General features: G+C 34.2%; 33 protein-coding genes. 5 read left to right on the top strand and 28 right to left on the bottom strand.

All coding sequences use genetic code 11. The features are described from left to right. Nucleotides 1-51 precede the first annotated feature (51 nt). The 6 genes from ACIQ38_RS09160 to ACIQ38_RS09135 all read right to left on the bottom strand — a co-directional run bounded on the left by ACIQ38_RS09160 (nucleotide 52) and on the right by ACIQ38_RS09135 (nucleotide 3,916). A complete protein-coding gene (locus ACIQ38_RS09160) occupies nucleotides 52-681 on the bottom strand; it encodes a methyltransferase domain-containing protein (RefSeq protein ID WP_402821231.1) in 630 nt (209 codons plus the stop codon). 57 nt (nucleotides 682-738) lie between these two features. Then, nucleotides 739-1,347 (bottom strand): Type 1 glutamine amidotransferase-like domain-containing protein, encoded by a 609-nt coding sequence (locus tag ACIQ38_RS09155; RefSeq protein ID WP_402821228.1) that lies wholly within the window; start codon nucleotides 1,345-1,347, stop codon nucleotides 739-741. Between the two features lie 167 nt (nucleotides 1,348-1,514). Beyond that, the gene (locus ACIQ38_RS09150; protein WP_402821225.1) at nucleotides 1,515-2,261 is read right to left on the bottom strand and encodes an aminoglycoside phosphotransferase family protein; all 747 of its coding nucleotides are present in this window, start codon (nucleotides 2,259-2,261) and stop codon (nucleotides 1,515-1,517) included. 118 nt (nucleotides 2,262-2,379) lie between these two features. Continuing rightward, a complete protein-coding gene (locus ACIQ38_RS09145) occupies nucleotides 2,380-2,907 on the bottom strand; it encodes a ClbS/DfsB family four-helix bundle protein (RefSeq protein ID WP_402821222.1) in 528 nt (175 codons plus the stop codon). 77 nt (nucleotides 2,908-2,984) lie between these two features. Next, nucleotides 2,985-3,449 (bottom strand): GNAT family N-acetyltransferase, encoded by a 465-nt coding sequence (locus ACIQ38_RS09140; protein ID WP_402821219.1) that lies wholly within the window; start codon nucleotides 3,447-3,449, stop codon nucleotides 2,985-2,987. A gap of 29 nt (nucleotides 3,450-3,478) precedes the next feature. Further along, nucleotides 3,479-3,916 carry an SMI1/KNR4 family protein gene (locus ACIQ38_RS09135; RefSeq protein WP_402821216.1) on the bottom strand — a complete coding sequence of 146 codons (438 nt, stop codon included), beginning with the start codon at nucleotides 3,914-3,916 and terminating at the stop codon, nucleotides 3,479-3,481. Between the two features lie 373 nt (nucleotides 3,917-4,289). Here ACIQ38_RS09135 and ACIQ38_RS09130 point away from each other — a divergent pair, with 373 nt between their 5' ends. Both ACIQ38_RS09130 and ACIQ38_RS09125 read left to right on the top strand, forming a co-directional pair. Continuing rightward, nucleotides 4,290-5,063 (top strand): Cof-type HAD-IIB family hydrolase, encoded by a 774-nt coding sequence (locus tag ACIQ38_RS09130; RefSeq protein ID WP_402821213.1) that lies wholly within the window; start codon nucleotides 4,290-4,292, stop codon nucleotides 5,061-5,063. 68 nt (nucleotides 5,064-5,131) lie between these two features. Beyond that, nucleotides 5,132-5,593, top strand: a complete 462-nt coding sequence (locus tag ACIQ38_RS09125) for a DinB family protein (protein ID WP_402821392.1) — start codon at nucleotides 5,132-5,134, stop codon at nucleotides 5,591-5,593. A 50-nt stretch (nucleotides 5,594-5,643) separates the two neighbouring features. Here ACIQ38_RS09125 and ACIQ38_RS09120 read toward each other — a convergent pair whose 3' ends face one another. The 6 genes from ACIQ38_RS09120 to ACIQ38_RS09095 form a co-directional block, all read right to left on the bottom strand. Next, the gene (locus ACIQ38_RS09120) at nucleotides 5,644-6,240 is read right to left on the bottom strand and encodes a nucleotidyltransferase domain-containing protein (RefSeq protein ID WP_402821211.1); all 597 of its coding nucleotides are present in this window, start codon (nucleotides 6,238-6,240) and stop codon (nucleotides 5,644-5,646) included. A gap of 593 nt (nucleotides 6,241-6,833) precedes the next feature. Next, nucleotides 6,834-7,265 (bottom strand): hypothetical protein, encoded by a 432-nt coding sequence (locus tag ACIQ38_RS09115; RefSeq protein WP_402821208.1) that lies wholly within the window; start codon nucleotides 7,263-7,265, stop codon nucleotides 6,834-6,836. 60 nt (nucleotides 7,266-7,325) lie between these two features. Further along, entirely contained in the window at nucleotides 7,326-7,460 is a 135-nt protein-coding gene (locus tag ACIQ38_RS09110) for a hypothetical protein (RefSeq protein WP_402821205.1), read from the bottom strand. A gap of 92 nt (nucleotides 7,461-7,552) precedes the next feature. Continuing rightward, the gene (locus tag ACIQ38_RS09105) at nucleotides 7,553-7,702 is read right to left on the bottom strand and encodes a DUF2197 domain-containing protein (protein ID WP_402821389.1); all 150 of its coding nucleotides are present in this window, start codon (nucleotides 7,700-7,702) and stop codon (nucleotides 7,553-7,555) included. A gap of 149 nt (nucleotides 7,703-7,851) precedes the next feature. Further along, complete coding sequence (locus tag ACIQ38_RS09100) at nucleotides 7,852-8,127, bottom strand: DUF4181 domain-containing protein (protein WP_402821202.1); 276 nt, start codon at nucleotides 8,125-8,127, stop codon at nucleotides 7,852-7,854. 38 nt (nucleotides 8,128-8,165) lie between these two features. Continuing rightward, nucleotides 8,166-8,975, bottom strand: a complete 810-nt coding sequence (locus tag ACIQ38_RS09095) for a class I SAM-dependent methyltransferase (protein ID WP_402821199.1) — start codon at nucleotides 8,973-8,975, stop codon at nucleotides 8,166-8,168. A 178-nt stretch (nucleotides 8,976-9,153) separates the two neighbouring features. Here ACIQ38_RS09095 and ACIQ38_RS09090 point away from each other — a divergent pair, with 178 nt between their 5' ends. Together ACIQ38_RS09090 and ACIQ38_RS09085 are read left to right on the top strand one after the other, a co-directional pair. Then, the gene (locus ACIQ38_RS09090) at nucleotides 9,154-10,071 is read left to right on the top strand and encodes a bile acid:sodium symporter family protein (RefSeq protein ID WP_402821386.1); all 918 of its coding nucleotides are present in this window, start codon (nucleotides 9,154-9,156) and stop codon (nucleotides 10,069-10,071) included. A 62-nt stretch (nucleotides 10,072-10,133) separates the two neighbouring features. After that, a complete protein-coding gene (locus tag ACIQ38_RS09085; protein ID WP_402821196.1) occupies nucleotides 10,134-10,712 on the top strand; it encodes a uracil-DNA glycosylase in 579 nt (192 codons plus the stop codon). Between the two features lie 116 nt (nucleotides 10,713-10,828). On the opposite strand, the gene ACIQ38_RS09080 is transcribed toward ACIQ38_RS09085, so the two are convergent. The 5 genes from ACIQ38_RS09080 to ACIQ38_RS09060 form a co-directional block, all read right to left on the bottom strand. Next, the gene (locus ACIQ38_RS09080) at nucleotides 10,829-11,374 is read right to left on the bottom strand and encodes a GNAT family N-acetyltransferase (protein ID WP_402821193.1); all 546 of its coding nucleotides are present in this window, start codon (nucleotides 11,372-11,374) and stop codon (nucleotides 10,829-10,831) included. A 43-nt stretch (nucleotides 11,375-11,417) separates the two neighbouring features. Then, nucleotides 11,418-11,918, bottom strand: a complete 501-nt coding sequence (locus ACIQ38_RS09075) for a GNAT family N-acetyltransferase (RefSeq protein ID WP_402821190.1) — start codon at nucleotides 11,916-11,918, stop codon at nucleotides 11,418-11,420. Between the two features lie 156 nt (nucleotides 11,919-12,074). Further along, nucleotides 12,075-12,218 (bottom strand): GNAT family N-acetyltransferase, encoded by a 144-nt coding sequence (locus ACIQ38_RS09070; protein ID WP_402821186.1) that lies wholly within the window; start codon nucleotides 12,216-12,218, stop codon nucleotides 12,075-12,077. 23 nt (nucleotides 12,219-12,241) lie between these two features. Then, nucleotides 12,242-12,556 carry a hypothetical protein gene (locus ACIQ38_RS09065; RefSeq protein WP_402821183.1) on the bottom strand — a complete coding sequence of 105 codons (315 nt, stop codon included), beginning with the start codon at nucleotides 12,554-12,556 and terminating at the stop codon, nucleotides 12,242-12,244. Between the two features lie 157 nt (nucleotides 12,557-12,713). Further along, on the bottom strand, nucleotides 12,714-13,595 hold the full coding sequence (locus ACIQ38_RS09060; RefSeq protein WP_402821180.1) for a GNAT family N-acetyltransferase: 882 nt from the start codon (nucleotides 13,593-13,595) through the stop codon (nucleotides 12,714-12,716). 270 nt (nucleotides 13,596-13,865) lie between these two features. Here ACIQ38_RS09060 and ACIQ38_RS09055 point away from each other — a divergent pair, with 270 nt between their 5' ends. After that, nucleotides 13,866-14,279: a hypothetical protein gene (locus ACIQ38_RS09055; protein ID WP_402821177.1), complete on the top strand. Its 414-nt coding sequence runs from the start codon at nucleotides 13,866-13,868 to the stop codon at nucleotides 14,277-14,279. Between the two features lie 67 nt (nucleotides 14,280-14,346). Here the strand turns inward: ACIQ38_RS09055 and ACIQ38_RS09050 are convergent, their stop codons facing one another. The 11 genes from ACIQ38_RS09050 to ACIQ38_RS09000 all read right to left on the bottom strand — a co-directional run bounded on the left by ACIQ38_RS09050 (nucleotide 14,347) and on the right by ACIQ38_RS09000 (nucleotide 22,257). After that, nucleotides 14,347-14,730, bottom strand: coding sequence for a hypothetical protein (locus ACIQ38_RS09050; protein WP_402821174.1), 384 nt, complete (start codon nucleotides 14,728-14,730; stop codon nucleotides 14,347-14,349). A 52-nt stretch (nucleotides 14,731-14,782) separates the two neighbouring features. Continuing rightward, the gene (locus ACIQ38_RS09045; RefSeq protein WP_402821172.1) at nucleotides 14,783-16,093 is read right to left on the bottom strand and encodes an FtsW/RodA/SpoVE family cell cycle protein; all 1,311 of its coding nucleotides are present in this window, start codon (nucleotides 16,091-16,093) and stop codon (nucleotides 14,783-14,785) included. A gap of 7 nt (nucleotides 16,094-16,100) precedes the next feature. Continuing rightward, the gene (locus ACIQ38_RS09040) at nucleotides 16,101-16,505 is read right to left on the bottom strand and encodes a PadR family transcriptional regulator (protein ID WP_402821169.1); all 405 of its coding nucleotides are present in this window, start codon (nucleotides 16,503-16,505) and stop codon (nucleotides 16,101-16,103) included. Continuing rightward, entirely contained in the window at nucleotides 16,505-17,038 is a 534-nt protein-coding gene (locus ACIQ38_RS09035; protein ID WP_402821166.1) for a sigma-70 family RNA polymerase sigma factor, read from the bottom strand. The genes ACIQ38_RS09040 and ACIQ38_RS09035 overlap by 1 nt, the downstream gene beginning before the upstream one ends. Before the next feature lie 174 nt (nucleotides 17,039-17,212). Continuing rightward, nucleotides 17,213-17,683 (bottom strand): DinB family protein, encoded by a 471-nt coding sequence (locus tag ACIQ38_RS09030; protein ID WP_402821163.1) that lies wholly within the window; start codon nucleotides 17,681-17,683, stop codon nucleotides 17,213-17,215. Nucleotides 17,684-17,818: 135 nt separating this feature from the next. Then, a complete protein-coding gene (locus ACIQ38_RS09025) occupies nucleotides 17,819-18,760 on the bottom strand; it encodes an ABC transporter permease (RefSeq protein ID WP_402821160.1) in 942 nt (313 codons plus the stop codon). Beyond that, nucleotides 18,729-19,652, bottom strand: coding sequence for an ABC transporter ATP-binding protein (locus ACIQ38_RS09020; RefSeq protein ID WP_402821157.1), 924 nt, complete (start codon nucleotides 19,650-19,652; stop codon nucleotides 18,729-18,731). The genes ACIQ38_RS09025 and ACIQ38_RS09020 overlap by 32 nt, the downstream gene beginning before the upstream one ends. Continuing rightward, a complete protein-coding gene (locus ACIQ38_RS09015; protein ID WP_402821154.1) occupies nucleotides 19,630-20,352 on the bottom strand; it encodes an ATP-binding cassette domain-containing protein in 723 nt (240 codons plus the stop codon). Before ACIQ38_RS09015 ends, ACIQ38_RS09020 begins: the two co-directional genes overlap by 23 nt. Next, nucleotides 20,349-20,720 (bottom strand): GntR family transcriptional regulator, encoded by a 372-nt coding sequence (locus ACIQ38_RS09010; protein WP_402821151.1) that lies wholly within the window; start codon nucleotides 20,718-20,720, stop codon nucleotides 20,349-20,351. Before ACIQ38_RS09010 ends, ACIQ38_RS09015 begins: the two co-directional genes overlap by 4 nt. A gap of 1 nt (nucleotide 20,721) precedes the next feature. Beyond that, nucleotides 20,722-21,516 (bottom strand): hypothetical protein, encoded by a 795-nt coding sequence (locus ACIQ38_RS09005; RefSeq protein WP_402821148.1) that lies wholly within the window; start codon nucleotides 21,514-21,516, stop codon nucleotides 20,722-20,724. Nucleotides 21,517-21,687: 171 nt separating this feature from the next. Further along, nucleotides 21,688-22,257 carry a hypothetical protein gene (locus ACIQ38_RS09000; protein WP_402821145.1) on the bottom strand — a complete coding sequence of 190 codons (570 nt, stop codon included), beginning with the start codon at nucleotides 22,255-22,257 and terminating at the stop codon, nucleotides 21,688-21,690. Nucleotides 22,258-22,270 lie beyond the last annotated feature (13 nt).

The following is a 22,270-nucleotide window of genomic DNA, read 5'->3' as shown; positions in this document are numbered from 1 at the left end:
TTATTCCTTTTTTAAGGGTAGTCCATCCAGATTATGAGCAATTGAAAAATGTTATCCTACTTTTTGACACTTTATCATTGTAAATGTAAATGGTGGTTTATTTTCCGCATTCTTATGTGGCTCCACGATTTCGGAAGTTTCTATCAGCCCATGTTTTCCAAATTCTCGTTCTACCGAGCTAGAATCATAAAAAAACATTTTTACCCCATCCAGAATTTCGAAATAGTCTTTACCAAGTTGTTTGCCCTTCCCATACATGGGTGCTTCTTTCGAAATAGTAGTAAAGACCATGTATCCCCCTGGCTTTAACTGATCGTAGCAATCCTTAATGAACTTCTCTCTCTCCTCATCACTCAACAAATGAATAAGTGCATAACAAAATACACCATCATATAGTCTGTTATCAAAAGGCATATCGTTTACTGAACCATGAAAAATATTCAGATGTAGCTCATTTAGTTTTGCCAATTCGATTGCTGTTTTGGAAATCTCAATACCTGTGACATTTATTCCGTTGTCCATAAAAACCTTTGCATTTCTGCCATATCCAATACCTGGAATCAGTATATCCTTCACATTTTTCTCAAGGAAAAAATCCTTCGTCAAGATTGCAGAGTCTGCAGGTTCAAATCCCCACATCGTTTGATTTCCTATAAAGCTTGCTTCCCAAAATTCTGTCATATTTTAGATCTCCTTTTCATATTTTGTCTACCTTTCTTTAATAGCATGGACAAAAAGTTATGTACTAATTTTGGCAATACATTTTTCATTTCTGAAATGTAGATTTTCGTTATCTTCAAGCGTAAATATTGTTCTATCTAGTTGCTTAGTCGCCCATTTATCAAATAACGACTGACGCTTTTCGTCGTTATAATGAGGGCAGAGACTACCTTCTAAAATACCTAAACCTTCAAATTCTTCATATGTATCATCCGTTTTCTCACTATAGCATATCTCAAACCAACACATTGCCCCCGCACTAATCCCCGCTAATAGAACACCATTCGCATACGCCTCTTTGAGTACTTTATCAAATCGTGTTTGGCGCCACTTTTCAAGCATTAATTGTGTATTGCCGCCACCAACATAAAGAATGTCTTGCTCATGAACAATTTCTTGTATATTTGAATCAGTCAAATCGTTCACCGTCAGATGACTTGTATTTGCATTTGGAAACGCTTGATAGAATTTCTCTATATAGCCCTGTGCATCACCACTTGCAGTCGGGATAAAACATATATGAACTGGAGAATCTTTCTTCACTTGTTGAATAATATACTCATCTATATAATCGCCCTCATTTTTCGAAAAACCTCCACCAGAAATAGCAATAATATTTCTTTGCATATTCAAATTCCCTACTTTCTATCTTACTTCTTCATTTTTGTTACGTAAGAAACTCTTCTATACGATAGATTAGGATTGTAATATCTACAACATAGATGATAGCTTCTTACTAGAATACTACTTCAATAAATAACATCTATGAAATTTTCCTTTGACTTCCATAGTCATTAAGGGCAGTATTGATTTATTATATCCAAAAGACGTTCCTTTTTATCTGTTGAAACATTCTCAGATAATCTTGCAGCAGCAATAATTGGCGCCCACTGAAAAATGTTGTTTTTAGACAACCCACTTTTCTCACAATAGAGTCGCAAATACATTTCAGCTAATTCCTCTGAAAATTGAAGATACAAAAGATAGGTTCGATATACATCTGCACGTATATCTCCAGCACTGGAATCGACCCAATCTACAATTGTCACTTTGCTATTTGACATGATTAAATTAAATAGATGGAAGTCTCCATGACAAAGTCGTTTTTCAAATGTCATTGACTCTAATTTTTGTATTAAATATAACTTTTGGCTCTCATCTAGATTATCAACTGATTTTATTTGACGACATAGCTTTTCAGTCATTGGTTCAAGTGAATCTGTTCTAATCATATGGATTTTCTGCTGTACTTCAATGGAAATTTTCATATAGTATTCTGCTTGTTTCATATTTTCAAATAAAAGATCACCTAATGTCTTTCCATTAATATATTCCATAAAAATAGCTTGTTTACCATCTATCTTTGTGACATCTAATACTTTAGGAACCGAAAGTCCGCATGCATAAGCAAACTTTTGCTTACTCGATTCGTATAACGCTTCCGTATCGGGCAAATAATCATTAAATATTTTGACCACCTTGTTTTCGTAAAGATAAATTTTAGCGGTATTTCCTATAGCTATTGGGTCCCCCAGTTTCATATTTTATCCCTCCCAACTGTGTATGTATTAACTGACATCTTACCACTTAAACCTAAAATTAAATTCCAATCTTAAAAATTCTAGTTAGTTTACTAGAGACCCCAATAGTGAAATAACACTATTTCATTATTGGGGTCTCTTGTTTTATCGAATTTGCAATAACTTCACATTTTTTTATAGCCCATAAGTAATGTTGGTAAGTGTTCGCTGCAAAGTAGCTGTATAAATTACTTGTTTTTGTCCACTTATAGTATTGTTTTGTCATAATTTCTTCGTTACTATGTGATTTAATTAAGTCCATTACTCTTTCATGGCTCAATTTCAATTTTTTTATAGCCATATTTAATGTTATATCTTGATAGTTTTCCCAAATTTGCATATTAAGTAACTTAATAGTGCTCCATTTATAGCCAGGTGCTGGCATAGAAGGAATATCTCCATCCATTCCCTCTCTATACCATCTTTCAAGCATTGCATGCCATTCATACAAATGCATTAATACATCCCGAAAATTCTTATCTCTTTCTTCTATCTCTATAGTAATACTCCTTTTCCTACTAGGTACAGATTCAATTAATTCTAATAAAGCATTGAAATTTTTGTCGCTATTTTGTAATAGCATTTCTTTTTCACTTATCGTTATCATTCTATTTTCATCCTTTTTTATAATATTGAAATTTTAAATTAGCTTTACCACTCGTTACTTCGATTGTACAAATAATACTAACAATTATATTCCATTCTTAAAAATTCAAATGTACTCCCATTCGTATTTTGCATAAAAGTTTCCACATCTATAAAACCAAACCTTCTGTATACTTTTATCGCTCTTTGATTAAAAGTTGCTACTGATAAAGTAATTTTTTCTGCTGTATATTTAGATAGAAGAAAATCCATTCCTGCTTTTAGAAATTCTAACCCCTTCCCTTTCCCAGTTAAATTAGGGTTCATTCCTAAACCAATATCAAAAGTCATATCAGCAACTTTGTTTACAATAAAGAAACCAATCAAGTTACAATCAATTGTTACTGCAAACGTCGAATTTCCCCTTGTTTCTGGGTTTAAAAATTCTTCTAAATCTTCTCTATCTGAATTCATATCATAAAATGAATATTCTGCATCATAATGCCAATTAAAAGCAATATTTTCAGCTTGTTCTTGTGTCATAGTTTTAAATTGATAAGCCATTTTAATCCCTCTCAATTTCTATTTACTTACTAAACCGTAATTTCCCCTGTAATCCAGCCTTTCACAAAACTTTCTAATGAAGCGGAAATCCATGTTCTGCTATTATCTTCATGATTCCATACAAAAATTTCATCATCTTGAATGCTTCCATTTAATATTCTGTAGCCGAATAGGTCTCCATTGCCAGCATCAGAGAAAAATAGTAGATGATCAAATGGCATATAAATATCCTTATAATCATCAAAATTTCTAAAAAATAAATTGTCTTCTATCATCTGTTCTATAGACCAAATAAGAGGACATTCATGTTTATCAAATATTCCATTTGTTTCATTGTAAATTTCTAGTAACTTTTCAGGTAATTGAACGTTTAATTCTTCTGTTATAAGCGCTATTTCCATATCAGTTGCTGGTGCTTTAAAATGATAATCATTCGAGATTGACCCTATGTAATTTTTCCATTTCATTATTTTCAGCTCCATAAAATTAAGTTAAGTCCCTGGTAAATTAATGGAGGTTTCCTGATCAATAATTTAGTATGATGGACTAAAAGTTAAACTATCATAACCGCATTAAAACCTTCTTGCTGCTCTTGCAGTGTAATATCAAGTTTGGTTTCATAATTCTTCACCTTGTGTACCCTTCTTTATTAGTGATAACAAGGAGCTGATTAATTATTTCAAAGATTTTGTTGATTTACCTCCTAAAATTAGCTATATTCTATGTATTCTAGATATTGATTTAATACTCCTTCTAGTTCAGCTAATTTCCAAACCTTGTATAATCGAATATTTCCGATTCCCTAATTGATGTTATGTATTTTTTACAGAGGAGATTTTTATGAAATATAAAATAGTATTTTTCGATGTAGATGGAACTATCACTCATCATGCAGATGGTAGTATTTCAAGTAACACAAAAAATGCAATAAAAGCATTAAAGAACAAAGGGTTAAAAGTGGTAGCAGCAACTGGAAGACCATTATCCATGTGTAAAGAAATAAAGGAATTAGGAATAGATACATTTATAACAGCAAATGGGGCTTATGTGAAGCACGATGAAACGGTTATACATAAAGTGCCGATGGATAACAAAATAATAAAAGAAGTGTATGAATTTGCGTCCACCGGCAATCAAGATTTATCTTTTTTCACGGAAGAATTTAGTATGAACGGTGTAAAAAATACCGAAACGTTAATAGCACTGAAAGAAACTTTATCATTGAATGACTACCCTGCTGTCGATCACTTAATCTACAACCGAGAAGTATACTTAATGTGTTTGTATGCAAATGATGAAACAGTCAAGAATTACATGCAAAGATTTCCTCATTTAACATTTAAGAGATGGCATCCTTTTGTGCTAAATGTGCTACAAAAAGATGTTTCAAAATCTTTGGCCATCATAAAAGTATTACAGTACTTCGGCATTGATAAATTCGAGGCTATTGCATTTGGGGATGGAGAAAATGATATTGATATGTTGGAATTAGTAGGACTTGGAATAGCAATGGGAAATGGATCTGAAAACTTAAAAAGAGTGGCAGATTTTGTTACTAAGAAGTCAAATGAAGACGGAATCGACTTTGCATTAAAAAAGTTCGGGATAATATAAACTTTTTTGGACAAGGTTTTCTTCTATTATAATACTAATACGATCTTGGAGTGAGTAGATTGAAAGAGATGTTTTTGTATAATTGGCAAATCAGGGAGGACTGGTTTAAGTGGTGTGAAACCATTTCTAATGAAGAACTTCTAAAAAGACGTGTCGGTGGTATGGGAAGTATTATACAAAATTTGTTTCACGTGATCGATTGCGAACAGATTTGGGTAAACCAAATGCAAGGAACACCAGTTATCATTCAAGATATCCATCTAGTATCCAGTCTTAAAGAAGTGAAGGAATTTTCAAATGTAACTAAAACAGAAACATTGAATTTTATACAATCTTATTTTTCTGAAGGAGAAGAAAAAAGTTTAATCATTCAACGGAAGAATGGCACTACTAAATCACTTTCTTTTGATAAAATAATTAGCCATATTATCTCGCATGAAATCCATCATATTGGACAATTGTCCATTTGGTCCAGAGAAATAGGAATGAAACCTGTCTCTTCTGATCTTATATTTAGGGACATATTTTAGAAACATCGAAAATAATAATTTCGATAGGAGAATAAATGATAATGGCGACATTATTCAAAATTCACCATATTATACTTCTCTAATTCTATTTCGCATGCCTTAAGAAACGACGATAAACTTGTAGGTGATTTCATTTGTATTTCCTGTAGAATTGCCGCCATTTTTTGGAATGAGTTTCCTTCCATTCGATTTCCTACTACTTTTTGAGCTAAACGGTCAATGGTTAGTTTGGAAAGGTCTTGTCGATGCAAATATTTTAAGTTCAATATCCATAGTTTAAGGGCATGCTGAACAGAGTCATTTTGAAATGATTGTATTGTTGCTATGTGCGGTGTGGCTGTACAAGCAATGTCTACATTCCAAAATATTGAAGTGTTTTTTAAGTAAATACTGATTACATATTCTTGCGGCAAAAGACTTGTTGCCCAGTCGACAAACCAAATATCAAAATGGCTTTCTATTATTTTCGGTATTTGCAAAGCGAACGCCGCATTATCAGTACCGGATACATCAATGGTAAGGTCAATATCAGAAAACTCATCTGCTTTTTCATGAAATATACTACCACGAATCGTTGCATACTTTACTTTTGGGGAAGTGTTGAATAATTCTATGATTTTTTCTGCAATTACCTTTCGTTCGTCCATGTAAGTACCTCCTTGACAATAGCTCGTTCGTTATCTTCAGCTAACTAATTCCTTAAAATATAAATAAAATACGTGAATAAAATGTAACACCATTGAATAGTTGCTAATAAAAATAACACTGCAATTGTATAATTAGGGTCACTTAAAATGAGGATTATAACTACAGGTATCATTATTATTGAAATTACTCCCGCCCCTATCATGCTCTTAGAAAATATCTCACTCTGACATTCCTTCATTTTTACAGGTTCCTTAAATAGGGTTACGAAAAGAATTAGGATACTTAAAACTAGAATTATATATCCAATATATTTCATATTCCCTGCTTCAATGAAAGTAGACCATGCATTCCAAAAAGGCGATTGAAGTGTTTTAGTCTTTGGAAGAAGCCCTGTAAACTCCATATGGTTTGAAGTGAATATAAAGAGAAAAGAATAAGTGACGGAGATAAAAATTAGAAACAAGACATTTACTATTGAATATTCAAACATTTTCATTCAATTTACTCCTTCAAAATATTTTCTCGTACATTTAGAATTGTGAAATCTATAACGAATATTTTTTCTTTCATTTCAACATATTAAAAATTCTTTTTAATCCACTTCTAAATGTAATAAATCACTTTTAAATTCACTTGGAATCGAATAACCAACTTGGATAATATTCTCTTTATCATCAACAAAATAGTTGTATTTTACTTCTGGTTCCGTTTCGAATATTACTTCTATATTATAAGGATTCAGATGCTTATAGCCATCTTCACGATGAGGCACTGTCCGAAATTCCCATTTTTCTTCTGGATACTGTTCTTTCAAATACATATTTAAATAGCCAACTTTGTTTTCAATTTGAAAATCAATCCAATAAGGTCTAGAAGCATAAAAAACACCATATGACAGTAGATAAACAAGAGCCAATCCTAGAGTCACTTTTCTCCATTTGCCTTTCAAAAGAAAAGAAATAAATAAAATAACTAGTAAGACCACTCCCACCATCATAAATTCCATTAATTCTGTTGGATGCAATGAATTTCTAAGCCTCCTATTTTAAATAATTAGTTTTTCACTCCATAGAAAGAGCTGGCCTTATTCATTAGTTATGTTTAAATCATTTACAATCCATTTTACTGCATCTATGGGATTATCCGCGATATAGTCCGGTTCAACAGCGCCACTCTCTTTGGAATAACGTGAAGTACCTTGTACGAATACATTAGGCATCTCAGTAGTCAATCCAAATAAAGAACCTAAAAAACCAGTTGCCCCTAATATAAAATCAGTCCTTCAAACAATTTAGCTCACATCGCTCTTTCTCAAAATCTCATTTTTCTTGCATCACTTTCGATTCTTTCCTTACATGAAGAACATGAAAACTTTCCTTTCATGTTACGTTTAAACTTTTTATACTGCGGATCATTGTCGTAAAGCTTGAACTCCTTTTTGCAAAATAGACAAGTAACCATATAATAAAGCATCTAACAACCCCCTGTTTTACTTATATAAAGATAGTTTCACATGCTCATTAAAGTTTACCGTGTTTTTGAACATATTTAAGCAGCTCTATTTTAATCTCTAATTCATTTACCCAATTGTTCTTCTCCTTTTCTATTTACTACCCAAGTGAAGCTGCAAATAAGAACATTCCGGCCGCAATGCTAAATTCGAATAAATAGACTTTTTTATCTTCTTTTCTAAAGTAACTTTCAATTCCATCCACTATAAACGCTACTCCACTAAGCATCAAAACAATTTTTACATAAAAAATATCTATTTCATTAGCAATAGCTAATACCAAACTACTGATCATCACAACAATTAGCAAGGTTTTAATAATAAGAACTGGTTTTGTATGCTTCTTTCTTTCCACTTTTTCAAAAAATATCCCCATTACATTAACCTCATTTGAATTTTATTAAAAATAATTCTTTATCTTTTTCTTCCAATATAAAGTAAATGAGAAGAAATCCCCAGTATATATGGATCTGCTCCTTTTTCAATAATTAAATCTATTACCTTTTGTAACTCTTGTTCTCCTTTATCTCTCCAGTAATTCCAACTATCATTGGTTAAGATTGTGCCAACATTTGAACCTATCAATTGTATATGTTCAAATCCATGAGTTTCCATAAAAGGATTAATATCTTTTATATTAAAATAGTAGGCACCAGTAAAACGATTTTCATCTGCATGGTTAAAGCAACCTGTTTGCGTGAATTGATTAATCGAATCCATCTTATTATTCGGTTTCCAATTGTCTGGTGTTAATAGTGAGTTAAAGATATGCCTAGTTCTTGGCATAAAGGCCACAAAAACAAGCCCATTCTTTTTGGTCACTCTATGTAATTCTTGCACTGCTTTTATACGATCTTTTTCTTCTTGCAAATGATACATCGGTCCGAGCATTAATGATGCATCGAACTGTTCATTCTTCAACATTTTAAGTTCTCTAGCATCAGCGGAATATAAACCTTCAAATTGCTTTTCCAAACCCAATTCTATTACTTTATCTTTGGCAATCTCCACTAATTTTGGTGTTAGATCGGTTAAGGTCACTTGAAAACCTTCTTCAGCAAGCTTCATGGAATATTTTCCAGGGCCTGCTCCATTATCTAATACTCGACCATCCCCAGGTAAATATTTTTTTATATAATGCCAATTTACTTGGAACTCAATTGGTTCTCTATCAAGTCTACCCCACTCATCAAATAGATTATAGTAGCTTATTATGTTGCTCATACAATTCCACCCCATTTTTTGAACTAATATGTAATATTCTCCATCTCCTTTTAAAATTCCTTTTTTAATATATTAATCTCTCTATTTTCTAATTGTCAGGTGTATAATGAACACACACTATGTTAGAAGGTAGGAAGTTCATTTGCTTGAAAAGTTCAATTTTTTTATTCAAAGATGGATGGCTGTGTTAACACCTTTAAGCTTAGTACTAGGTGTGTTACTGGAAGATGTGGGTGGTCATCTGCTATTTTTAGTTCCTTGGCTATTTGCCTTCATGACTTTTTCTAGCAGTCTTAGTATGAAGTTTAACGATATTAAGGTTTTTACTACATATCCGAAAACCATTTTATTTAGCATTGCATTTTTACATATTTTGATGCCTATTTGGGCTTACTTCTTATCCCTTATTATTTTTGATGATCATTTGTTAACGATCGGTTATGTTATTTCAGTTGCTGTCCCAACTGGCGTGACAAGTGTTATTTGGGTCAATATGTGTAAAGGGCATTTACCGCTTAGTTTATCGATTATTTTGATAGATACTTTAGTATCTCCTTTCATTATTCCTTTATTATTAGACATAATTGCAGGTCAAAGTATAGCAATCGATACATCTAAAATTATCATCGACTTACTATGGATGATCGTACTTCCTTCCATTGTAGGAATTATTCTGAATGAAGTGTCGAAAGGATCCGTTCGAAATAAATTTGGAAAATACTTAGCACCGTTTTCAAAATTAAGCCTTTTTGCGGTCGTTATGATTAATAGCAGCGCCGTGGCCCCTTATCTGAAAGACATTACATGGGAATTAATCGGTGTAATATTCGTTGTACTTTTGCTCGCAATATCGGGTTATACTTTTGCTATGCTAATCGGCCGACTTATTTGGAAAGACTCAAGTATTGTCACAACCTTTGTTTTCGTTGGCGGTATGCGAAATATTGCCGTTGGAGTGATTGTTGCTACGACATATTTCCCACCAAAAGTGGCAATGCCTGTAGTTTTTGGCATGCTTTTTCAGCAAGTACTGGCTGCTATATTTAATAAAATAATTCAAAAACAGCAGTTAAAGAATGATGTATTAACTGTTTAATATCCGTCCATTTATGGAAAGCTTTCTTTAATGAAAATAAAAGTAAAAGAGAGCTGAACATAATGTCTAATTTCTGCCCAAAGATGCTGACCGAGGAACCGACCCCCGATCATCTCGTAGATTGTCAGGAATGCGGTCTTTATAAACATGGGACACGAATGGTTTGGGGTGAAGGGAATTCAAAAACTCCGATTATGATTATTCTGGATAATCCCGGAGCACGTGAAAATAGTGAAGGTGAATCATTTATTTGTGGAACACGGCAAACACTACATGAAGTAGCCAATGAAGCTGGTTTGAAAATAGATGATTTGTACGTTACTTTTATTCTGAAAAGAAAACCCGTGCGTGCATATGACAAAGAGTTGGTGCGTCGAATTTGTATGGGACATTTAGAAGAGCAGCTTAAAGAAAAAAAGCCTCAACTTATTCTTTGCTTAGGCAACGTTGCGGTCCAATCCTTTTTTCAAAACCCTGAAGCCGAAGTGAAAACATTGCGAGGCAGCTGGCACAATGTAAGAGGATTTCCGACTACAGTTGCATACCATCCACTTGCGATTAGACGTCGTCCTAACTTACGCGCCTTGTTTTTGGAAGATTTGACGCTTGTAGCAGAACGATTTCAACATTTAAATCTTTAGATTGTGAAGCGTTTATAATTATGGCTTGTTTCACTTCCTATGAATAACCAAAAACGATGTGCACTAGCTTGATGCACATCGTTTTCTCTGATATTTTTCATTGCATAGAACCATTTCTATCCATTAAACCTCCCCATAACAATCGTATTATAGTATTTCCCATCTGAAAGAAGTTTATCTTTTTCTAATACGCCTTCTATTTTAAAACCAATTTTTTTATAGAGATTTACTGCTTTTTCATTCTTTTCTAAAACAGTTAACGTCATTTTTGTAATTTCAATTGAATCTGCCCAAGCAATAGATTCTTTTAACAGATTCGTTCCAATCCCGTAGCCCCAATAATCTTTTAAGACACAAACACCAAATTCTACTTTATGGGCAAATCGTTTTAAGAGATTTCCCTCACATCTTGAAAATCCGACAACCTTGCCGTTCATAGTAACAACTAGAAAAAGGTTATTCCTTTTTTCCGTATCCGTTTTGATTAATTCTTCAAAACCAAGGGTGTCTATGTAAGCTTCCCCTTTTTCTCTATCGAGGTTCTCAGTCTCTCCATCAATTTGCACTCTAATTTCAGATAATTCTTTTGCATCTTTCTTCATTGCAGGTCTTATAATGTAACAAGCCCCATTAACCTCGAATTCTCGTTGATACATTGACATCTTTATCTCTTCCTTTATGTAAATCTCAATTGTACAATCTTACTTATTTTTTATATGCTTCATTGATTGCATCCCAGTCTAGAGGTCTAGCCATTCTATTTTCAAGTTGTTCTAATGGCTTAAATCCAAACTGGGCATATAGCGTGTGTGCATCTTTTGTTGCGAGTTGAAAACTAGTTCCCTTTAGCTTTGGATTTTCAGTAATTATTTGCATTAACCACTTACTTAGCCCGCGTCCTCTGTATTCAGGAAGTACAAAAACATCCCCTAACCAAGAAAAACGAACAAGGTCAGACACTACACGAGCGAACCCAATTTGTTTAGCAGATCCATCGGCAGGATTTCCATCATAAATACCATAACAAATAATCGAATTTTTGATCGACACTTCTACTATTTCCTTCGTAGTACCCTTCAACCAATACGATTCCTTACTCAAAAAATTATAAATAACTTCAACGTCTAAAAAGTTTTTATCCGTACTTATAAAAAAACCATCTTTTTCTATCATTTCATTTACCCCATTCCCTGTACTTACTAGCAAAGTAGGTTCCTCCATATAACATTCTCTCTTCCGTCTTATAAACCTATTTAGAATGCTAGTTTCAATTTTCATTTTAATTAAAATAAGGAGTAATTGATAGAGCTCTTCTGTTGAAATGAGTCTTTCTTTATAAGGCATGTAATTAATATAAGCTGTTCAACCTAATAACATCGTGATGGAAGTTCCATCACCACCGACTTCTACAAAGCCTAATCTACGATAGAGATTTATAGCATTAGAGTTATCTATATCTACACTTAATGATAGTGTTTTATAGTTATTGTTTTTTGCTTCTTCCATAATTACTTGTAGTAATTTAGTTCCTAGACCTTTCCCTCTTGCTTCTTTTTTATAGCAATTCCTAACTCTGGGGTCTTATCGTTCACATAGCCATATCCTCGTTCTTCACCGCTAAATAATCTATACCATACCGCTCCTACTGGAGATTCTGTATGATCAATCGCAATTAATGCTGCATCACCTTTTCTTCCCCAGTTTTGATGGTACTTCTTTAACTCATTTGTATATAGAAGTACCTCTATGCTTGGTTTTCTCTCTTCCTCTATGTGTATGGATTCATAAAGCATTTCCAGTAAAAAGTCTCTTTCATTGTCTTTTAAGGGTCTGATCTCGTACAAGTTCCACTTCCTCCTACACAGAACTTTATTACTAAGCTTCCATCTCTAGAAAATTTTTTTATCATTTATTATTTAACGACATTTTATGTATTATTTCTTGTAAGCCTTCGTTCACAGGTTAATAATAACCTTATATAATGAAGTCTTAGCCAGACATTTAAGCTTCAGAGGTGATAGGATGCTTAAATTGTTTTTGAAAATAATTTGAACCGTTCATTTTTACAAACAATGTTCCCCCACTCTTTATAAGATTTCTTTCAAATAATAGTCCTTCATAATCTGGAGTGTAATGAAAGACTATCTTATTTGTTTCTACACATGAAATATCATTTAATATATTGTTTACATTTACTGGCTTTCTGCTTATAATATCGAAAATATCAATTTGCTTTTCATCTTTTTGAAAAATCACCATTGCCTCCTCGGAGTCATGATAATAAATATCATCACAAAAAACATTTAAACAATAGTACATGAATATTCCTTGTGCATTTACAGTTGCAAAACGCTGAGAAACTGGTATTCTTTCTTTCGCAAATTGATAAATAAAATGAATGTCATCCTCATTTGTTATATCTAGTTTACGAAGCTCCTTTTCAGGTTTCTGATTGCACGAAAAGTTTATAGAATATTGATATTGTTCGACTCGTTCAAAACCAAATTTCGGATAAAAATCTAATACACTATCATTAGCGAAAAGGTACATGAAATCATATGTATTCTTGTATTCCTCTAAAACTTTGTTCATTAATCTTTTTGAAAGTCCTTTGTTTCTATAGTCTGGATGAGTCATAACGGTTCCAATTTGCACTGCATTATATTGTTTTCCTTCAATAATCACATCTAGGCTATTTACGGAAACATTTGCTATTACTTTATTTTCATCCACATATGAAAAAGGTATGTAACGCTCTTCCCAAAAACCGTTTTCAAACCATTTTTCGAAATTCAAACCAAAAACATCGTTCGCTAGCTCAAAAAAACTCTTTCTATATTGCTCCTCATCTCGATAATTTTGAATGAATTGCAGCCTTTCCACCAAATATTCTCTCCTTTCAATTATGCATGCATACCGCTTATTTTACGAAACAATGCTTAAATTAGCATTTTCACCATCATATAAAAATTTACTACCAGTTATACTTCTGAGAATCGCATATGTATATATTTGTTCTTTAAACAATAATTCTGTATTTATCTCTACTTTTCCTGCAAAAATTAGTAAGTTGTGGAAAGGCCAAAAGCTGCAAGTGGTTATGAACTCAACTTAGCTAACATATAATTGAATAAACGCTATAGGAGGGGCAGTGTGAAGGAATGGTATCGCCTTATGGGCAGTGTTGGGTTCTTTCTAATAATGCTCGTTGCTTTATTTATGTACCCTCAGCCACCTGGTTCAGAAAAAGAACTAAGTGAACATCCTTTTCAAATTTCCAGTGCAGAGGAACAAGCTTTATATGACGTTCAAGAGTATCTATATACAGATGGGGGTTTCTTTGAGCAAGTGGGGATTGAAATGGAGAAAGCAGGATACGACTATTCCATTGCGGCAAAGTTATATTCTTCCAATGACATTAGGCTCGATATCATTCTAAATAATATAAAGGAAATTTCAGAGCCTCAACAACAAGAAGTATTGCAGATTTTCAACGATATGATGATAAAAAATCATATCGACCAACAGACTTTTACCATACAAGTGATTTCTACGAATCGTTTATAATGGAACATCCAATTAATTCGTTTCCACTCTTACATAATGACGACACAAAGGGAGACATATGCTCCCTTTATCCTTCGACGAGTGCTAAGTATTTTTTAGTTTTCCCTTCGTCTTCCACCAATAAAATATCTTTTCGCTCTTTTGTCGAGAAAATCTTCGTTCCTATTGGTAGTTTGTTTGCCATTCCATCTCTAAAATAATTACTCTTATCGTACATTTCTTCTATTTCTCCAACCAACTCATGCTTCGTGAGTTCAATCTCATTCACCCAGTCAATATTAGTTTGGTAAATTAACCCCTCCCATTGAAAAAAGTCTGCATTTGGATCTAGCCGTAAAACTTCTTCTGCATCTGGATTTTTAGAAACTGTCACTTCAGTTTTCGCACCAGTGCATCCAGTTAAATAAATAGTACAAGTTATGATTATTAAACATACAATTACTCTATTCATTTCCCACCTCCACCCAGTTAGTCGTTGTGAGGAGGGATTTGGTTTCAATTGATTATTTAACATGAACAGGATTTGCTCTAAAACCACTAGCGACTAAATCCTTCCGTCGATATACACTTAGCACGACACCGATTATAAAGGCATTGAATATAGTAGGCATTAAGCCGTAACTAATAAATGGTAGTGACATAGAAATCATTGGGAGAAGCCCTAGGGTCATTGCAATATTCGTAACAAGTTGAACGCTATAAAGAGAAACTGCCCCAATGAGTAGAAACTTCCCATAAGAATGATGTACTTTACGTGCAATTACAACGATTCTGGCGATGAATAAAGATAGTATAAAAACGAGTCCAATCGCAAAAATCCAGCCAAAGTAAGAAGTGAGATTTACAAAAATAAAGTCTGCATGCAAGGCCGGTATGTACTCAATTGTCGAAGTGCTTCCAAACCAACCTGCTTGAGATAATGCTTCTTTTATGTGCAGTATCATGTAACCTGAAGTATTCGCATACTGTTCAGGATTTAAAAATCCCAGCAATCTGATTTTCTGATAAGGAGCAGAAGTATTCCAAAAAATAATGCCAACGATTAATAGCAAGCTAAATATAACTCCCAATGCTGATAAAATTGTTTTTCGACTAAATTGACTCCAACAAAACATAACGAACACCATGACCCCAAATATATATATTGTTGAAATACTTGGAAGCTTAAACATAAAGTAACAAGGAACAAAAAACAAAATGCCCAATTGCCATATTTTCAACTTCCTATCATTGAAAAAAGATGCCCATGCAAGAAATAAAAAGGGAACAGCCATCAAGCTTTCAATTGTAAATGTACCGATCGTAATAACAGGTAGCCCATTAATCATATGCGACGGAAAAAATGCTAATATGAAAAGAATAAACATTCCAATCCCGAAAAACAGCCACCCCTTCTTCTCTAACTTTCGAAAGTCATACATCATCATACCAAATGCTACAAACCCACCGAGTATTACGAACAGTATTTTATGCTTTGAATAATAGTTCATGCTCATCGCATCATCGCTAAAATAATTACCAAGAGAGAGCATTGGTAAAAAACTTAAACCTAATGTGATAACTAGTAAAATAATTGTTAACCAATCTACTTTTGGTCGATGCAGCTTGTTAAGCTTTTGACCTAGTGTTATAGGATTTCCCATTTGCTCTACTGCTTTTCGTTCGGCTTCTTTGTCGTTCAATCCGTTCTTTCTCCTCTCGTTTTTAACTTTTGTTATATGATAATCAAGTTCGGCCGACACAAATTCTTTAGCTTCTTTAGAACGGATTTGCTTTTGCACTTCTTTTAAATAGGATTGACTACTACTTTTCATTTGTATCTCACCTCTCTAATAATTCTTTAAATGCAAATGATTTTGCTATTGATTGTTTTTCCGATTTTCTTAACAGCTTGGTTCCTTTATTATTTAATCGGTAAAGTTTCATATTCGAATCATTCCAACATGCATTTAAGTAACCTTCCTGCTCCAGCTGATGCAAGAATGAATATACAATGCCTTCGTTTTCTTCAAATTTTCGGATCCCCCTCCCTCTCAATAACTTCACTAATTCATAGCCTGTTTTTTCTTGAACAAGCAATTGCATGACGGCTATGAAGATGGTATCTTCCTTATCTTCTTTATATATTTTTTCTTGAATTGCCTTGCGATGCTCTTCCGTAAAATTGAGTTCAGGAAATGCCGTTTGATCCATCGATTTTCTCAAGTTTTTTAAACGTTCTTCCATTACTGTTCCTCCAATCGCTCTTCCAGAAGTTGCTTGGCACGTCTTAGTCTCGTTTTAACTGTATTCGCACTTACTTCCGTTAGTACTGCAATTTCCTTTACGAGCCGTTCCTCATAGTAAAAGAGATAGATTACTTCTCGGTATTTAATAGGCAATGTCATTAGGGCAGCGATTAATTGATTATCCGTTTCTTTTTGTATGATTACTTCTTCGACGATTTCTTTTTTCGTTGGATTATTCTCCGTATGTTCTGCAATGAAGACATGCTTGTTATACCAGCTCTTCAGAAAATCCTTGCAATGATTAATAGCAATGCGCCACAACCATGTTTTCAGCTTGGATTTTCCTTTAAATGTATGTATAGATTGATAAAACTTGACGAATATATCTTGGGTTAGATCCTCTGCGATCTCTTTATTATTTACATATGAGTAGACAAGCCTTAAAATATCTTGACCATACTTGTTCATCATTTCGTTTATTAATTCTTCCTGATCTTCTAATTCAACTACTTCCTTCCATACTTCTTCCACATTACCCCTCCTCTCATTTCATTAGACGACGTGCCCATCTGGAAGGTTTGTTTGTTTTCAATAAATTTGTAATATAAGCAGTACCATAATAAAATCCCCTTCATGTAGCGCAGTATCATTCCATACACTGACTACCTAAAGAGGATTATATTTTACAAACTTTACTGGCAATATTTAATTGGAAATAATTTTGTATATTCTTTTAATCGTTTCCATATGCATGGCCTCATGGTAAAAACTAAACAATAGAGTCTCACCTAGAGTGTAAAAGGAGATACCCATACGATTCTGAAATGGCGTTGGCAGTTTTTCCGATAAACGACCAGGGACAAATTCCTTTATTCTAGCTATTTGCTCGGTTAGAATCGTGGAAATCTCCTCAAGTGATGGCGGAGTTTCTTTCCAATCGGCTGGCCTTGTTCCTGGTCCAAAAAGTTCTACATATTCATTCGGCAAATTAAGTTTTTCCCCTAGAACATGGTAAACAAGTCTTTCTTGCACAACTGCAATGTGACCAAAATTCCACCGAATATTATTATTAAAACCTTCAGGTACAACATCTGCAATCTCTTCTGGTATTTTCTCGATTGATCTCATTGTTATTTCTCGCACTGTATCCATATGGTGTAAAATCGTTTGCTCCATACAAAATCCTCCCCTAATGTCCGTTTCTAAGATATCTTCCACATACTCTTAGAGAAATCCTTCTTTTATTAGAACTTTGGGTTAGTTCTTTACTTAAGGGAGAATTCAGAATTGTTCCTTACACCGGGACACGAATTATGCAGTGACATCACGTTTCGTAAATGTCCAATAACTAATCGCCAAGAAGAAAGCGAAATAAACAACCATTACAATGACCGAAAATGGTGTCGTTATTCCTTCGATAAAGGAACCTCCTGTTTCTAATTGAGTAAATGTATGCGAGAACAATATATATTTCGCCACTTCATAATTTCGCAAGAAAAAGGAAATTTGAGCACCGGTGAACATAAGGAAAATCGCGATTCCAATTGCTAATGAACTAGAACGGAAGACAGTACCAATTGCGAATGCAAAGCTTGCAGTAATAATAACATCACCTAGTGCTAATACATTCAACCAAATCGATTTTAGCCAATACGACTCTTCTATCACTTGACCATTCACAACCTCCAGCAGACTTCCACCTGAAGCTTCATAAAAAATCATCCCCATAATGAGCGATACAACATAAGCGATTATTGTTAAGAAAAGTGCAAATGCAACGACTGTCAGAAATTTCGACGTAAGAATTTTCCATCTACGAACTGGACGTGCCAACAACATTTTAATCGTTCCTTGTGAAAACTCTGAAGCGACAATTCCTGCAGCTACAATTACAGTTAATAATGTAATAATAGAGGACATTCCATATGATTCCATTATAAATCCTTCAAATCCTCCACTAGATATAGGGGCTACACCTTCATCTAATCGGTATTGAAGCAACATTTGCTGTTCTTCCAAGTTATTTTTCGTTTCCTCACTTAAATCGGGTACCGTCAATTGCTGTTTAACCATCGTTAGTTCTTCTGTAACTGTTTGCTCCCAAGGAGGAGTTACCGTATTACGATCCATCCATTTCGTGAGCCCAACAAGTCCAACAATCATTGCAATAAGTAATAGGACCATTACCCATGTTGCTTTTTTATGCCATAATTTCATCCATTCATTTCGAATTAGATTCAACAACTTGCCCACCTCCTGTCATTTCTAAGAACTGTTCTTCTAGTGTTTTACGATGGTGCGACACTCCATAAATTGCTATATTTTGTTGCACTAACTGCTCCACAATCGTTGGTATGACGGATTGTTCTACGTTTATTAATAGCCCATTTTGATAGTTTTCTACGACAATTCCTTTATCTGACAGCATGCTACGAGCTGTATCTACTGGTTGAACTTCAATATAGTATTGTGATTCCTCTACTGCATTCACTTCTCTAATTGCGACAAGCTTTCCATTTTGAATAACCGCAATCCGATCACACATTAGCTCAATTTCGGATAATAAGTGACTTGAGACTAAAACAGAAACGCCATCTTCTGCTGCAATTTTTCGTAAATAGGTACGAAATTCTCTAATGCCTGCGGGATCTAGTCCGTTCGTCGGTTCATCTAAAATAAGAAACTTCGGCTTATTTAATAAGGCCTGCGCCAAACCTAATCGTTGGCGCATTCCAAGTGAATATGTCGATACTTTTTCATGAATGCGATTTTCCATTCCTACTTGGCGAATAACTTCATTAATCCGTTCCTTCGTCACATTTTTATGCATTCGAGCGAAATGGACCAAGTTTTTATAACCGGACATAAACTTATACAATTCAGGATTTTCAACGATAGCTCCCATTTTACTAATACCTACTTCAAAATTCGAACGTAGAGAAAGACCATCGATCATCACATCTCCAGTAGTCGGCTTCGTCAGCCCAGCCATCATACGGATTGTTGTCGTTTTACCAGCACCATTTGGTCCTAAAAATCCTGTAATTTGACCAGGATATAGAGACAGATTCAATTGGTCGATAATTTTTTTCTTACCGATTGTTTTCGAGAGACTTTTCAATTCAACGATTGGTTTTAATTCCACTCAAATCACCTTCCTTAATTAGTTTTGTCATCCATGTAACTGCATCTACTCCATACTGATCACGGATTGTTTCCACTTCCTCAAAAGCTAAAACTTCTCCTTGATTCAATAAAATAATAGCGTCCAGTAACGGCTCTGCTTCCTTTATTTCATGTGTGGACATTAGAACTGTTTGTGTTTCTGGATCTGTAAATTGAATCATTCCTTTAATGATGTCCTCGCGAACAAGTGGATCAAATCCCGAAAATGGTTCATCTAATAAATAAAAAGATGCTTCACGTCCTAATGTCGCCGCCATTTTGGCACGTCCTCTGTTCCCTTTAGACAAACTTTTCAACTTTGCATCTAATGGTACATTTAAATATTGGGCAACGATACAAGCTTTTGAATAATTGAAGTCTTCAAACTGTGTCTCATAATAACGGAACAATCGCTCAACCGTAAAGAAGGGATAGAAGACATCGGCATCTGTCATATAAGCTACCTCGCTTGCAATTCTTCTCGTTGCTTCTATTTCATTGACTTGAATTGATCCACTAGAAGGCGTTGTAAGACCTGCTATTATCTTTAATAGTGTGGACTTTCCACTTCCGTTTTCACCGACTAACCCAATAATTTTTCCGAGTGGAATGGTGAGATTAATCCCTTTTAATGCTTGATGTTTGCCATACTTTTTTTTCACATTTTCTAATGCGATCACCGCTCTTCCCCTCGCTCCCTTGTTTGGATATATTCAATCATTTCCTTTTTAGAAAAACCTAATGCTTCAATACTTGTTAGAAAAGACTGTACAAGTCCTTCTTTTATTTCATCGCGTAATTGCTGTAAACGTAATTCGTTGTCCGTTACAAACGTTCCTTGTCCACGTTTCGTTTCTGAAATACCCATCATTTCCAGCTCCTTGTATACACGCTGCATTGTATTTGCATTCACACCGACTTCCACTGCATATTCCCGAACAGAAGGCAATTTTTCGCCTGGCTTTACATTGCCTCGAATAATTTCTCCAGTAATTCGGTCAATTAATTGTTGATAGATTGGTTTGTCTGGTAAAAAATCGATGCTCATCTTAAATCCTCACTTTCTTTTCGAACCATAATGCCGACCCCCAAAAAAGAATGATGGCAAACGCGGTAATGAGGAAAATTTCACTAACGTAAATTGTCGGTTCTACCAAAAATGTCAGCCCCTCGAAATTGTTAAATTTCTTCAACTGTTCAATAAAACTTGGAATGGGGATATTAATACCTCCGAACCGAGGGAATTTTTCAAAAAATCCGATGTCGCTACTCATGCTCCAAATAATAGAAATCACAATAAACAAAGTAACAGAAATGATAATTGAAAATCCTTTTACGAAAGGGCGCATTAAATGGTAAATGACCCAAAAGAAAAGCACGATAATTAAGTTAAGAATAATGGAAAAAAAGATACCAATAAATACGTACACTTTCATTTCTAATAATTGACCAAACGTCATGAACTCAGGATCGGCATTTATTGCTTGCAAGATGAATAATAATAACTCGATCCATAGTAAAGACAATGATGTAATGACCGTTGCAGAAGCAAGTTTCGTGCCGATTAGTTTATAAATGGAGCTTTCTGTATGCAACCAAATATCCGGTCTTTTCATATCTAGTTGCAAACTTGTAAGAAAAAGAATGGTTGCAATTAGATGACTAAAAAATAGCCAAATTGCAGCTAATATGATGGCGGTCCTAAAAATTGGCACATCGTCTATCCATATATTCAACGATATTGGTATTCCTACTATGCCTAATGTATTCAAAATACATAGTATGACAAGCCAAAGCCTCATCAGCTCCCATTCTTTTGCTATTAGTCCTTTCAACTGTTTCATATACCCTTCTCCTTAAGTATTAGTGTATTAGTTATATAGTACACTAAGTCAAAATGAATTGTAAAGGATGAATTGAAATTTAATGCAATATAGCTACGATTCGTTTTGTCGCATAAAAAAACGTCCTACTCTAGGACGTTTTCAGGAAAATTGAAATAATGAGTTCGATTATTACATTTCTATTATACTGTTTATCTTATATTTGACTTCTTCTAATTCAGTCTCTACTTCCATTGACTTAGCATACAATTTTTCTAACACTTTTTCGACTTGGCCAATGGCTTCTTCCAAGCGATCTTTAGACGTATTAATCTGTGAATGTATCATCCAATCCGTAAAAATATTATCGAAGAAATAATCGGTGAACGTCATGAAATTACTTCTATCCACTTGAAGGACCTCTGTAGCAATGTTTTTAACATCCATCAACTCCGTTTCAAAACGACGGAGAGCCATTTGCGCATTATGGATATAGTCTTGCGAACTGTTTAAACTACTATGCTTCATCGCTGTTACTAAAATTCCTCCACCGAGGAAAGTATCCCAAGTGGACATTGCAGATGCTGAATCAAATTCAGTATTTGCTTGCTCAAGTGCGTGTAGTGCATCTTTTCCAGCAATCATTGCTTCTTCTATTTCTTTTTGCATCGATTCCAAATCGGCTCGGTTTTCATACAAGTTTTCTAAGGCTTGTCGTTCATCAACAGTGTGAGCGAATAACCACTGCTCCTTTTCTTGCATTAATGAAGTCCAA

Source organism: Psychrobacillus sp. NPDC096389 (genome assembly GCF_044762855.1).
GTDB lineage: Bacteria > Bacillota > Bacilli > Bacillales_A > Planococcaceae > Psychrobacillus.
Note: the sequence above shows the minus strand (reverse complement) of the source record. Positions and strands in the feature narration are given on the sequence as shown.

Excerpts from the sequence above, each read along its gene's own strand:
- ACIQ38_RS09090 (WP_402821386.1), top strand. The coding sequence starts at position 9,154 with ATGGCTGTGTTAACACCTTTAAGCTTAGTACTAGGTGTGTTACTGGAA.
- ACIQ38_RS09105 (WP_402821389.1), bottom strand. The coding sequence starts at position 7,702 with ATGGTTACTTGTCTATTTTGCAAAAAGGAGTTCAAGCTTTACGACAAT.
- ACIQ38_RS09130 (WP_402821213.1), top strand. The coding sequence starts at position 4,290 with ATGAAATATAAAATAGTATTTTTCGATGTAGATGGAACTATCACTCAT.
- ACIQ38_RS09050 (WP_402821174.1), bottom strand. The coding sequence starts at position 14,730 with ATGAATAGAGTAATTGTATGTTTAATAATCATAACTTGTACTATTTAT.
- ACIQ38_RS09125 (WP_402821392.1), top strand. The coding sequence starts at position 5,132 with ATGTTTTTGTATAATTGGCAAATCAGGGAGGACTGGTTTAAGTGGTGT.
- ACIQ38_RS09110 (WP_402821205.1), bottom strand. The coding sequence starts at position 7,460 with ATGCCTAATGTATTCGTACAAGGTACTTCACGTTATTCCAAAGAGAGT.
- ACIQ38_RS09070 (WP_402821186.1), bottom strand. The coding sequence starts at position 12,218 with ATGGAAGAAGCAAAAAACAATAACTATAAAACACTATCATTAAGTGTA.
- ACIQ38_RS09040 (WP_402821169.1), bottom strand. The coding sequence starts at position 16,505 with ATGGAAGAACGTTTAAAAAACTTGAGAAAATCGATGGATCAAACGGCA.
- ACIQ38_RS09160 (WP_402821231.1), bottom strand. The coding sequence starts at position 681 with ATGACAGAATTTTGGGAAGCAAGCTTTATAGGAAATCAAACGATGTGG.
- ACIQ38_RS09045 (WP_402821172.1), bottom strand. The coding sequence starts at position 16,093 with ATGAAAAGTAGTAGTCAATCCTATTTAAAAGAAGTGCAAAAGCAAATC.
- ACIQ38_RS09120 (WP_402821211.1), bottom strand. The coding sequence starts at position 6,240 with ATGGACGAACGAAAGGTAATTGCAGAAAAAATCATAGAATTATTCAAC.
- ACIQ38_RS09010 (WP_402821151.1), bottom strand. The coding sequence starts at position 20,720 with ATGAGCATCGATTTTTTACCAGACAAACCAATCTATCAACAATTAATT.
- ACIQ38_RS09135 (WP_402821216.1), bottom strand. The coding sequence starts at position 3,916 with ATGAAATGGAAAAATTACATAGGGTCAATCTCGAATGATTATCATTTT.
- ACIQ38_RS09100 (WP_402821202.1), bottom strand. The coding sequence starts at position 8,127 with ATGGGGATATTTTTTGAAAAAGTGGAAAGAAAGAAGCATACAAAACCA.
- ACIQ38_RS09000 (WP_402821145.1), bottom strand. The coding sequence starts at position 22,257 with ATGCAAGAAAAGGAGCAGTGGTTATTCGCTCACACTGTTGATGAACGA.
- ACIQ38_RS09140 (WP_402821219.1), bottom strand. The coding sequence starts at position 3,449 with ATGGCTTATCAATTTAAAACTATGACACAAGAACAAGCTGAAAATATT.
- ACIQ38_RS09005 (WP_402821148.1), bottom strand. The coding sequence starts at position 21,516 with ATGAAACAGTTGAAAGGACTAATAGCAAAAGAATGGGAGCTGATGAGG.
- ACIQ38_RS09085 (WP_402821196.1), top strand. The coding sequence starts at position 10,134 with ATGTCTAATTTCTGCCCAAAGATGCTGACCGAGGAACCGACCCCCGAT.
- ACIQ38_RS09155 (WP_402821228.1), bottom strand. The coding sequence starts at position 1,347 with ATGCAAAGAAATATTATTGCTATTTCTGGTGGAGGTTTTTCGAAAAAT.
- ACIQ38_RS09030 (WP_402821163.1), bottom strand. The coding sequence starts at position 17,683 with ATGGAGCAAACGATTTTACACCATATGGATACAGTGCGAGAAATAACA.
- ACIQ38_RS09095 (WP_402821199.1), bottom strand. The coding sequence starts at position 8,975 with ATGAGCAACATAATAAGCTACTATAATCTATTTGATGAGTGGGGTAGA.
- ACIQ38_RS09080 (WP_402821193.1), bottom strand. The coding sequence starts at position 11,374 with ATGTCAATGTATCAACGAGAATTCGAGGTTAATGGGGCTTGTTACATT.
- ACIQ38_RS09145 (WP_402821222.1), bottom strand. The coding sequence starts at position 2,907 with ATGATAACGATAAGTGAAAAAGAAATGCTATTACAAAATAGCGACAAA.
- ACIQ38_RS09150 (WP_402821225.1), bottom strand. The coding sequence starts at position 2,261 with ATGAAACTGGGGGACCCAATAGCTATAGGAAATACCGCTAAAATTTAT.